Source organism: Caballeronia sordidicola (assembly GCF_000729995.1).
Classification (GTDB): Bacteria; Pseudomonadota; Gammaproteobacteria; order Burkholderiales; family Burkholderiaceae; genus Caballeronia; species Caballeronia sordidicola_A.
Genome location: NZ_JNFG01000202.1, coordinates 146,770 through 158,024 on the forward strand (window position 1 = coordinate 146,770; position 11,255 = coordinate 158,024).

Annotated in this window: 10 protein-coding genes; 3 read left to right on the forward strand and 7 right to left on the reverse strand. The window is 60.3% G+C overall.

Going from position 1 to position 11,255, the window contains the following annotated elements:
- Positions 1-76: 76 nt before the first annotated feature.
- The 7 genes from FH08_RS0140930 to FH08_RS0140965 all read right to left on the reverse strand — a co-directional run bounded on the left by FH08_RS0140930 (position 77) and on the right by FH08_RS0140965 (position 7,964).
- On the reverse strand, positions 77-838 hold the full coding sequence (locus tag FH08_RS0140930) for a glycine zipper 2TM domain-containing protein (RefSeq protein ID WP_031363899.1): 762 nt from the start codon (positions 836-838) through the stop codon (positions 77-79).
- 345 nt (positions 839-1,183) lie between these two features.
- A complete protein-coding gene (lysS, locus tag FH08_RS0140935) occupies positions 1,184-2,710 on the reverse strand; it encodes a lysine--tRNA ligase (RefSeq protein ID WP_031363900.1) in 1,527 nt (508 codons plus the stop codon).
- A gap of 257 nt (positions 2,711-2,967) precedes the next feature.
- Positions 2,968-4,072, reverse strand: a protein-coding gene (gene prfB / locus FH08_RS0140945) for a peptide chain release factor 2 (RefSeq protein ID WP_152603047.1) whose coding sequence is annotated in 2 segments (ribosomal slippage) — positions 2,968-3,990 and positions 3,992-4,072 — 1,104 coding nt in all. Because the reading frame shifts where the segments join, the coding sequence is not laid out codon by codon here.
- Positions 4,073-4,177: 105 nt separating this feature from the next.
- Positions 4,178-5,884: a single-stranded-DNA-specific exonuclease RecJ gene (gene recJ, locus FH08_RS0140950; RefSeq protein WP_031363902.1), complete on the reverse strand. Its 1,707-nt coding sequence runs from the start codon at positions 5,882-5,884 to the stop codon at positions 4,178-4,180.
- 64 nt (positions 5,885-5,948) lie between these two features.
- Positions 5,949-7,058: a hypothetical protein gene (locus tag FH08_RS0140955; RefSeq protein ID WP_031363903.1), complete on the reverse strand. Its 1,110-nt coding sequence runs from the start codon at positions 7,056-7,058 to the stop codon at positions 5,949-5,951.
- Positions 7,059-7,361: 303 nt separating this feature from the next.
- Positions 7,362-7,664 carry a HigA family addiction module antitoxin gene (locus FH08_RS0140960; protein ID WP_031363904.1) on the reverse strand — a complete coding sequence of 101 codons (303 nt, stop codon included), beginning with the start codon at positions 7,662-7,664 and terminating at the stop codon, positions 7,362-7,364.
- Positions 7,665-7,676: 12 nt separating this feature from the next.
- Complete coding sequence (locus FH08_RS0140965; protein WP_035568578.1) at positions 7,677-7,964, reverse strand: type II toxin-antitoxin system RelE/ParE family toxin; 288 nt, start codon at positions 7,962-7,964, stop codon at positions 7,677-7,679.
- A gap of 463 nt (positions 7,965-8,427) precedes the next feature.
- Here FH08_RS0140965 and FH08_RS0140975 point away from each other — a divergent pair, with 463 nt between their 5' ends.
- The 3 genes from FH08_RS0140975 to FH08_RS0140985 are packed head-to-tail and all read left to right on the forward strand — an operon-like array spanning position 8,428 to position 11,216.
- Positions 8,428-9,681, forward strand: a complete 1,254-nt coding sequence (locus tag FH08_RS0140975) for a lipoprotein-releasing ABC transporter permease subunit (protein ID WP_031363906.1) — start codon at positions 8,428-8,430, stop codon at positions 9,679-9,681.
- Positions 9,674-10,381, forward strand: a complete 708-nt coding sequence (gene lolD / locus FH08_RS0140980; RefSeq protein WP_031363907.1) for a lipoprotein-releasing ABC transporter ATP-binding protein LolD — start codon at positions 9,674-9,676, stop codon at positions 10,379-10,381. Before FH08_RS0140975 ends, lolD begins: the two co-directional genes overlap by 8 nt.
- A gap of 46 nt (positions 10,382-10,427) precedes the next feature.
- Positions 10,428-11,216 (forward strand): TatD family hydrolase, encoded by a 789-nt coding sequence (locus FH08_RS0140985; RefSeq protein ID WP_031363908.1) that lies wholly within the window; start codon positions 10,428-10,430, stop codon positions 11,214-11,216.
- Positions 11,217-11,255 lie beyond the last annotated feature (39 nt).

Here is an 11,255-nt window from a genome sequence, read left to right on the forward strand (position 1 = left end):
ACAAAGCAAAACGGCGATTCCATCAGGAATCGCCGTTTTGCTTTCGTGCGCGGGCCTCTCGAAAGCGAGTGATAGTTCAGCCCGCAACCAGCGTACCGTTTTCGATACGCACGCGCTGACCCTGGTTAAACGGTGGCGCCTGGTGATACGTGAAGTAACGCGTCTTGCCGCTTTCCAGATGCACGCGCACCGAATAATCGGTGGTGCTGCGCAGGTGTTTTTCGACCGCATTGCCGCCCAGGCCACCACCCAGGGCGCCAAGGATCGTCATGCCGGTACGACCGCCCCCACGTCCAAACTGATTACCGATAAGACCACCCGCCACCGCGCCACCCACCGCACCGATGCCGGTTCCCTGGCCTTCATGCCGGACAGCCGAGATCGCTTCTACGACTCCGCAGCTTGAGCAATAGGCGGGTTGGGCAGGTTGCTGTTGCGCGTAGTTGGGCTGCTGCTGGACAGGAACGGGCTGCTGCGCCACCTGAGGCGCGGGCTGTTGCTGTTGCTGCTGGGCCGCTTGGGCCGCCGCGCGCTGCTGGGCTTGCTGCTGAGCAAGCTCTTCCTGTTGCGCCTGCTGTGCTTGTTGTTGTTGAGCAGCAGTGGGCTCTGCGGGCTGCGTTGTCGGTTGAGTTGCGACTTGCGCGGCTTGGGTCTGATCGTTGATCGGCGAGGTGCTAGACGCTTTCGGGAACAGTCCGGTGACTGCTGCTGTGGCAGCAAGACTTGCAACGATCACCGCGCCGGCGGCGGTTGCCACCAGCGGATGAATTCTGCGATTGCGCGGCGCACCCGGGTTCGGTGAATTCGATGTGGTCATGTTGTTATTGCTGTTATCCATTTTTGGACCTCCGTCTCAAGGCAGAGTGTGACGATATTGGGTCTGACGTTTCTTACGTGTTTCGCACGTTTCCGATCACGTTCCCGACAAGAGCAGTGTCGAACAATCTGAAGCGTAAGGTTTTTCAATTTGTAACGTTTTCAGGCATCCATCAGATGCAAGAAACGCACCGGATTGAACATGTGCCGGGTCGCTCTGTTTTATAAGGGTTTTCCAGATCAGTCGCGCGTCAATCGGAAAACCCGGTCGGCGGCTTTTACCGAAAGTTACAAACTCGGGCCACCATCAGAACGGAAAAAAGGCGCTTTCGCGCCTTTTTTACAAACTCGCCGTCACCGCGGGCGCTCAGTCTTCGCGACGCAAATGCGGGAACAGGATCACGTCGCGGATGCTCGGGCTGTCGGTCAGCAACATGACCAGCCGGTCGATCCCAATCCCGCACCCGCCCGTTGGCGGCATGCCGTGCTCCAGCGCGCGAATGTAGTCCGCGTCGTAGAACATGGCTTCCTCGTCGCCGGCATCTTTCTGGTCGACTTGCTTTTGGAACCGCGCTGCCTGATCTTCCGGATCGTTCAGCTCCGAGAAACCGTTCGCGATTTCGCGGCCCACAATGAACAACTCGAAGCGTTCTGTGATGCCCGGAGCCGTATCCGATGCCCGCGCCAACGGCGAGACTTCCAGCGGATAGTCAACAATAAATGTCGGCTCCCACAATTGCGATTCAGCCGTTTCCTCGAACAACGCGAGTTGCAACGAACCGACGCCCGCGTTCAAAAACTGCGGCTGCGATGCATCGATGCCGAACTTCTTCAACTCGGTGCGCAGGAACGCGATATCGGCGAGTTGTTCGTTCGTGTATTGCGGCGCGTATTTCTGGATCGCTTCGCAAATCGTCAACCGATGGAACGGCTTCGACAAATCCAGTTCACGCCCTTGATACACGATGTTCGCGTTGCCACGCGCATCGACGGCCGCCTGACGGATCAACGCCTCGGTGAAGTCCATCATCCACGTGTAATCCGTGTACGCGGCGTAGAACTCCATCATCGTGAACTCGGGGTTGTGTCGCGGGGACACCCCTTCGTTGCGGAAATTGCGGTTGATTTCGAACACGCGTTCGAAGCCGCCGACCACCAGCCGCTTCAAATACAGTTCCGGCGCGATACGCAGGAACATCTGCATGTCGAGCGCGTTGTGATGCGTGACAAAAGGCTTCGCGGTGGCGCCGCCGGGAATCGGATGCAGCATCGGCGTTTCCACTTCCATGAAATCCGCCTTCGCCATGAAACTGCGGATCGACGCGAACGCCTTCGTGCGCGCAATGAACGTCTGACGCGTTTCCGGCGTGACGATCAGGTCCACATAACGCTGGCGATAGCGCATTTCCTGATCAGCGAGGCCGTGGAATTTATCGGGAAGAGGGCGCAGCGCCTTGGTCAGCAGGCGCAGTTCCGTGCACCGCACCGACAATTCGCCCTTGTTTGTGCGGAACAAGACACCCTTCGTCGCGACGATATCGCCCAGGTCCCACTTTTTGAACGCGTCGTAGACTTCCTGACCGACGTCTGCGGGCGTGATGAAGAACTGGATCTGGCCGCTGCCGTCTTGCACCGTCGCAAAGCTTGCCTTGCCCATCACACGCTTCAGCATCATCCGGCCCGCGACCGCGACTTGCAGCGGCTCGGCTTCGAGCGCGTCCTTGTCTTTACCGGCGTAATCGGATTGCAGCGCGGCGGCTTGGTGCGTCGGCCGGAAATCGTTCGGAAACGCGATTCCCTGCTCGCGCAGCGCCCGGAGTTTGTCGCGACGCTCGGCGAGGATCTGGTTTTCTTCGGGTTCGGGAACTGCGGCCGGCTGAGTCGGTTCGGTCATGATGTGTTTGGCTTTGAATGCGATGGATGCGGCTTGGGTCTTGGGCCTGATGCTGCAACCAGGTTGTTTGAGTTTCGCTGCGTGAACCTGAGTGTTGAAACCCAGCGTAGAAACACAGGCCACACAGAAGGTCGCAATGGTAGCGAAGCAATGCTGCGATGGATTGCCGTGAACGAAGCAACGTCGAAACGATGCGGTTGGCGCGGCGGCGTGTTACTGAAGCCGCGCCGTTTGCTCGAATTTCGCTCGAGTTTTCCTTAAACGCCCTGTTTGAGACTTGCGCCGATGAAGTCGTCCAGGTCGCCGTCCAGCACCGCTTTCGTGTTGCTGATTTCCACGTTCGTGCGCAGGTCCTTGATACGGCTGTTGTCGAGCACGTACGAACGGATTTGGTGACCCCAGCCCACGTCGGTCTTGCTGTTTTCCAGGTTGTCTTTCTCGACTTGGCGCTTACGCATTTCGAACTCGTACAGCTTCGCTTTCAGCATCTGCATGGCTTCGGCGCGGTTGCGGTGTTGCGAGCGGTCGTTCTGGCACTGCACGACAATCCCGGTGGGCGCGTGAGTCAGGCGCACGGCCGAATCGGTCTTGTTGATGTGCTGTCCGCCCGCACCGGATGCGCGATACGTGTCGGTGCGAATGTCGGCCGGATTGATATCGATTTCGATGGAATCGTCGACTTCCGGATACACGAAGATCGATGAAAACGACGTATGGCGTCCGCCCGATGAATCGAAGGGCGACTTGCGCACGAGCCGGTGAACGCCCGTTTCCGTGCGCAGGAAACCGTAGGCGTATTCGCCTTCCACCTTGATCGTCGCGCTCTTGATACCGGCCACGTCGCCGTCGGATTCTTCGAGGACTTCGGTCTTGAAACCCTTGCGTTCGCAGTAGCGAATGTACTGGCGCATCAACATTGCCGCCCAGTCGCACGCTTCCGTGCCGCCGGCGCCGGCCTGGATATCGATGAAACAGTTGTTCGGATCGGCCGGGTTCGAGAACATCCGGCGGAATTCCATGTCTTCAACGCGTTTTTCGAGTCCTGCCGCGTCCGCTTCGCATGAGACGAGCGTCTCTTCGTCGTTTTCTTCGCGGGCCATGTCGAAGAGATCTTGCGTGTCGCGCAGATCGTTATCGAGGTCCGTGATGGTCGTGACGACGGTGTCCAGGAGCTTTTTCTCGCGGCCCAGGGCCTGGGCGTTTTTCGAGTCGTTCCAGACGTTCGGGTCTTCTAGTACCCGGTTGACTTCGTCAAGACGCAGGGCCTTGGCGTCATAGTCAAAGATACCCCCGGAGCTCGCCAGCGCGACGGCGCAGGTCGGCGAGGAGGTTCTCGATTGCGTTTAGACGTTCCGCTTCCATTTGATCGTTTTCAGGTTTTTTGGCTAGGAGGGAAATTATAGCTTAGCGAGAGGGGTGCATTGGCGGGCGGTCGCGACCGGGCGCCTTGGACACCTTCCTGTACTTTCACCCAACCGCATGCTCAACAATCATCTGCACCCGAGCGACCCCGTTCCATGTGTCGGAAACCAGCCGGTACGCCACGACGGTGCGCGTCGGCAGCGTTTCCGTGTGATTAAACCAGATCGCGTTGAACCGTTGCTGCCCGCGCCGCAATTGCAGCTTCAAATGCTTGTCCTTGACGAGCGCCTGGGACGCCACTTCAAACTCCCCGGAAAATACTGGCGCAGGAAAGCCTTGGCCCCAGACCGCGCCATCGATCAATTCGACAAACTGTGGCGTGAAATAAGCGTCTTCGAGCTCGCCGTCGGTTTCCACCACGCGCGACAAGGCGTCCGACGTCAACCACTCGCGGCCGACGGCTTCAAACGCCGCGGTGAACCGCGGAATGTCAGCGGTGAAAATCGTCATCCCTGCCGCCATCGCATGGCCGCCGAATTTTACGATCATCCCGGGCTCGCGTTTGGAAATCAGATCGACGGCATCGCGCAGATGAAACCCCGGAATCGAGCGCCCCGATCCCTTCGATAAAACCCCGCTCTCATCGGCATGAGCAAACGTGAACGACGGCCGGTGAAACTTCTCCTTCAGCCGTCCCGCGACAATCCCGATCACGCCTTGATGCCACGTCGGATTAAAGAGCGTCAGGGTCGCGGAATCCGCCGGATCGATACTCGCCAGTTCTTCCAGCGCCTGTTCCTGCATGCCGGCTTCAATTTCACGCCGCTCTCGATTGATCGAATCGAGTTGCTGTGCCAGTTCCCATGCGCGGCCGATGTCATCGGTGATCAGGCATTCAATCCCAAGCGACATATCCGATAACCGTCCCGCCGCGTTCAGCCGCGGCCCCAGCGCAAAACCGAGATCGAATCCCGACGCGGCGCGTGCATCGCGCGCGGCCGCGCGAAACAGCGCCGCAATGCCGGGTTGCATCCGACCCGCGCGAATTCGCTTCAGGCCCTGCGCGACCAGGATCCGGTTGTTCGGATCGAGCTTCACGACGTCGGCGACCGTGCCGAGCGCAACCAGATCGAGCAGGCCGTCCAGACGCGGTTCAGGCGCGTCGGTGGTGAAAGCATTGCGACGACGCAACTCCGCCCGCAATGCGAGCAGCACGTAGAAGATCACCCCCACGCCTGCGATGCACTTGCTCTCGAACATACAGCCCGGCTGGTTCGGATTGACGATCGCGCGTGCGGGCGGGAGATCATCGCCGGGTAGATGGTGATCGGTCACCAGCACGTCGATACCCAACGCATTCGCGGTCTCGACGCCATCGACGCTCGCAATGCCATTGTCCACGGTGATCAGCAGATCCGGCTTCCCGCCCGCCCGGCTCGCGGCCAGCGCGACGATTTCAGGCGTCAGGCCGTAGCCGTATTCGAACCGGTTCGGCACCAGATAGTCGATCTGCGCGCCGAACATTCGCAAGCCGCGCACGGCAACGGCGCACGCGGTGGCGCCATCGCAATCGTAATCGGCGACGACCAGCATGCGGCGTTTCGCTGCGAGCGCGTCGGCGAGAACGACGGCGGCTTCATCGCAGCCTTTCAGCCCGACGGGCGCGTGCAATTTCTTGAGTTCGGTCTCGATCTCCTCCGGCGAACACACACCACGCGACGCGTACAGACGCGCAATGACAGGATGAACGCCATGCCGTACGAGGATAGCGGCATCGGCGGGAGAGGGTGCACGGGTGACGATTCGGGTCATGCGGACAGGCCTGTGTTCATTCGTTTCATTCGCTTTGTTTACTCGGTTCGTTCATTCGCTTCGTTCATTCGATAAGCAATGCCGCAATCGGACGCCGTCGCCAGAATTTGCGCAACGCGCCGCGCGTGACGGTCAGCGACACAGAGCCGGTGTCGCTGCACAGCGTGAGGCGCAATGTGCCGAGCGTGCCATTTTCGAGCGCGGCGAGGGCGGGCGCGAACCAGTCGTGCTCCAGCGTGCCGAGCGCGTCGTTCCAGCGCGCCCAATCCTGTTCGATGAACGGTGCGGAAAACGGATCGAGTTCGACAAGCGCACGGCCATTGCTGGCCGTTGTTGAAGCCATAAAAGCGGCGAAAGAGACCGGTGGCGCTTGAGGCACGATATTGGCGGCAAGTGCAAGGCCGCGTGTGGCCGGCGCGTTCGACATCACCTGCGCGAACGGGCTCGTCACGCCGCGTAGCGCGCCTTGCGCGTGCAGCCAGATCGAATTGATCGAGGGCAAGCCACGCGCTTCACGCGCTTCGTTAAGCGGATGTTCGAACCACGCCATCTGCACTTCGTTCTGCAGCTTCATCCACGCGCGTGAGCGCTCGCCGGTGCCGGCTTCATGCGGCAACCAGATCTCGATGTTGCGCCCGCTCGCCCGCAACGGCGACGCGCCTGCCAGCGTGCCGAGATTCGGTCCGGCGACGTACCAGCGTGCCGGTTGCGGCGCCTGAATTATCAGTCCGAGGTCTTCTATCAGCGGCTTGACAACATCGAATAACGTCCGGGCTTCGTGATTGTCCATACCCAGAGTTGCCGGATCGATCAGGACCAGATGGTCACGGGCGATCCGCACATGCACCGGTTCGACGCATGCCCAGATGGTCTCACCGGGCGTTCCGCCGTCGGCGAGCAACATATAGGGCGCGAGCGGCGCTTCGTCGGTGGCTTGCCCGGGCGCCTCGTTGACCACGCCGAACTGCTGCGCGATCCAGCGTTCATGCGGCAGCGTGCGCTGGAAATCCTCGCCGATCACGCGCTCATTGAGCGTCGCCCGGGCGAGCAGCCGGTCGAGCGCGGGGCGGTCCAGTTCGTGCAGCGCAGTGGCGGCGTCCGCAGCCGATGGCAGCGCGAACGGCAGGAGAAGGTGAAGGTCTGGGAGCTTGGGTGTGGGCATGATGCTGCGCATTGTATGGCAAAGGACCCGCCATTTTCCGGGGGCCTCCCCCTTTGTCTCGTTTGCTTTACCTGACAGATCCGCCGCAAGCAATGAGTCATGCGAGGACAGCTGCCGGACACGGAAAGTGGGTCCTGGACCGCGTCAAAGCCTAGGCCGGGCTGGCGTGGTGCAGGCCGGCGCGGGTTCCATCGCTCGCGGGTAAGTTCGCTGCCCCCGTTCGCTGCCCCAACTCAGAAAGCCTTGCCCCAAGGTATGCAACGACACCCGGAGCCCGCGCGCAGCTCCTTTTCCCTTATTGCCCGGCTTGACCCATCACACGCGCGACAACTCACGCGGTTCAACCTTGCGATCGATTTCACTGCGCGTTGGCAATGTTTTCAGGTCATACATGGCTTGGAGATTCAGCCAGAATTCGGGCGTTGAGTCGAAGTAGCGTGCTAGGCGATAAGCGGTGTCGGCCGTGACGCCGCGCCGTTCCTTCACGATTTCATGCAGACGCGTAGCCGGCACGTTCAACGCCAGTGCCAAGGCGTTCACGCTCATTTCGAGCGGAACCAGATAATCTTCCCGCAAGATCTCGCCCGGATGAACCGGACGCATGCCGTTTTTGGACATGTGCTTCCCCATTCAGTGATAGTCGATGATTTCGACGTCGACAGGACCCTTCGTCGTCCATTTGAAACAAACGCGCCATTGGCCGTTAATCCGGATGCTGAGCTGCCCGCGCCGGTCACCGGAAAGAGATTCGAGCCGGTTGCCTGGCGGTGACTTCAGATCTCGTATTTCCACGGCAGAGTCCAGTGCCGAGAGCCTTCTGATCGCGACATCAGCGATTGCCCGAAATCGTTTTGGTGTTTCGCCTTCGTACAGTCCTTGAGTGTCCTTGCATCGGAACGTTTGTATCATTATCTTCATCGTATTACGTTTTGCGTAATACGTCAATGGTTATAGCGATGAACCGTCGCAGCGGCTGAGGCTGAGTTTTTGAGGGGATATTGCCGTGTGGGTGAGTCAAGCGAGTATGAACTGAGGCACGGGCGTGGGAAGTCGTCCGAATGGCCAGCATGGTGGCTTGCGCCATCGTTTTTCGCTCCGCCGCGTCACGCGGGCTAAAGGAGCGGCTAAGAATTGTGTGGCAAACTTCGCGCTTGATCGCAGACGGATCGGTGCGTCCCGCTCGCGCCAGATCGATGCGGTAAGGATTGAGAAGGTGTTGTGATTGCCACCCGGGCAGACTGGCTCGAGTTAGACAATGGCGCAAGTCATCGGTCGCGCTCTTCGCGGGCGCGTGGATTGCAAAAAACAGCCGTGCGCCGGATGCGCGATGTAACGATTGAAGAACGCATCGAAGAACGTTAGAACGCTGAAAAGGAATCGCTTGAAACTTCCCTACGAATGGCAGATCGGCTGGCGCTATACCCGCGCCGGCAAACGCACCACCGGCAACGGTTTCATCTCGTTTATCGCGCTGGTATCGATGGCTGGTATCGCCCTTGGCGTTGCTGCGCTGATCGTGGTGCTCTCGGTAATGAACGGGTTCCAGAAAGAGGTCCGCGACCGCATGTTGTCCGTGCTCGCGCACGTCGAAATATTCTCGCCGACCGGGTCCATGCCCAACTGGCAACTGACCGCGCAGGAAGCGCGCAAGAATCCGGAAGTGATCGGCGCGGCGCCTTACGTGGACGCCCAAGCGCTATTGACGCGACAAGGCGCGGTCAGCGGCGTGGCATTGCGAGGCGTGGAGCCGTCGCTGGAACCGCAGGTGTCAGATATCGGCAAGGAGATGCGGGGCGGCAAGCTCACCGATCTCGTGCCGGGCGGCTTCGGCATTGTGCTGGGCGCGGATCTGGCGACCAATCTGGGTGTGACGACGGGCGACAAGATCACGCTGGTCGCCCCGGAAGGCACGATCACGCCTGCGGGCATGTTGCCGCGGCTCAAGCAGTTCACCGTGGTCGGCGTGTTCGAGTCGGGGCACTACGAATACGACTCCACGCTGGCGCTGATTTCCATCGCCGACGCACAGGCGCTATTCCGGCTGCCGGCGCCCACGGGCGTGCGCCTGAAATTGAAGGACATGCAGCGTGCGCCGGAAGTCGCGCGGCAACTGTCGCGAACGCTCACCGGCGACCTCTATATCCGCGATTGGACGCAGCAGAACAAGACCTGGTTTTCGGCCGTGCAGATCGAGAAACGCATGATGTTTATTATCCTGACGCTGATTATTGCGGTGGCGGCGTTCAACCTGGTGTCGTCGCTGGTGATGACCGTGACCGACAAACAAGCGGACATCGCCATTTTGCGGACGCTTGGCGCGCAACCCGGTTCGATCATGAAGATCTTCGTGATCCAGGGCGTGACGATTGGCTTTATCGGCACGGCGATCGGGGTTTCGCTGGGGTGTCTTATCGCGTGGAGCATTCCGTGGCTCGTGCCGATGATCGAGCATTTGCTTGGCGTGCAGTTCCTGCCGCCATCCGTGTATTTCATCAGCGAATTGCCGTCCGAACTCGTCCCCGCCGACGTCGCGCGGATCGGCCTGATCGCATTCGGATTGTCATCGCTCGCGACGCTCTATCCGAGCTGGCGCGGCGCGAAGGTTCGCCCGGCGGAGGCGTTGCGCTATGAGTGATAACAACGGCAACATCGTGCTCGAGGCATCGGCGATTTCGAAGACGTTCGTGCAGGGCGGCTTCAACGTGCAAGTGCTGGACAACGCGGAATTGCAGGTCCGCCGCGGCGAGAAACTGGCGATCGTCGGCGCGTCGGGGTCGGGTAAAAGCACGCTGCTGCACGTGCTCGGCGGCCTCGATGAACCCAGTGCCGGCAAGGTTTCGCTGCTAGGCAAGCCGTTCACCGCATTGCGTGAACGCGAACGCAACGAATTGCGTAATCGTGCGCTTGGTTTCGTGTACCAGTTTCACCATTTGCTGGCGGAATTCAGCGCGCTCGATAACGTAGCGATGCCGCTGCGCATTCGCCGCATGAGCGAAGCTGACGCACGCAAGGAGGCCATGGCCGTGCTCGATCGCGTGGGCATTGGCCATCGGGCTAAACATCGGCCGGGCGAATTGTCTGGCGGCGAGCGTCAGCGTGTGGCGATTGCCCGCGCCCTGGTCACACGCCCGGCATGCGTGCTCGCCGATGAGCCGACCGGCAACCTCGACGGCGCCACCGCGGACACGGTGTTCAATTTGATGCTGGAGTTGTCGCAGACGTTCGAAACGAGCTTCGTGATTGTCACGCACGATCCCGATCTCGCCGCGCGCTGCGACCGCATCATGCGCTTGCGTGACGGCGTATTGTTCGAGGAGCCGGTCGTACCTGTCTAGTCGCTCGATAACCGCTGGACGATCGCTGGAATGCTGGAGGCCTTGCATGTGGATCGACACGCACTGTCATCTCGATGCATCCGAATTCGATGCCGACCGCGATGACGTTGCGGCTTCGGCGTTGAAAGAGGGTGTCTCGCGGATCGTGATTCCGGGTGTGGAACGCCAGAATTTCGAGCGGGTGCGTGCGCTTGCGCATCGCATTGAAGGCGGTGCTTACGCGCTCGGCATTCACCCGTTGTTCACGCCGCGTGCGCGGGATGACGATTTGCGCGTGCTGCGCGAGCAGATTGCCGCGAGTATGGGCGATCCGCGGTTCGTAGGTATCGGCGAGATCGGGCTGGACTATTTCGTGCCCGGCCTCGACGATGCGCGCCAAACTTTCTTCTATAACGAACAGCTCAAGCTCGCACGCGAGTTCGATTTGCCGGTGATTTGCCATGTGCGTAAATCCCAAGACAAAGTGCTCAAGGGCCTGCGTGTGTTCTCCGTCAAACTCGGTATTGCGCACGCGTTCAACGGCAGTTTCCAGCAGGCGGAAGCGTTTATCGCGCACGGCATGCGGCTGGGTTTTGGCGGCAATTTGACTTTCGAACGCGCTCGCCAGATTCGACGTCTCGCCGCAGAGTTGCCGCTGGACGCGATTGTGCTCGAAACCGACGCGCCCGATATTGCGCCGTCATGGCTTTACAAGCATCGAAATGCGCCGGATCAGGTGCCAGGCATCGCGCGAGTGCTTGCAGAATTGCGCGGCATTGACGAAGAGACGCTTTCTGTAGGCACAACGGCCAACGCGCACGCCGCGCTGCCCCGGCTCGGTCTTATCTCCGCATAATCAGTTCCTCGTATTGGTTCGATTGCAGGCATTGAAGGG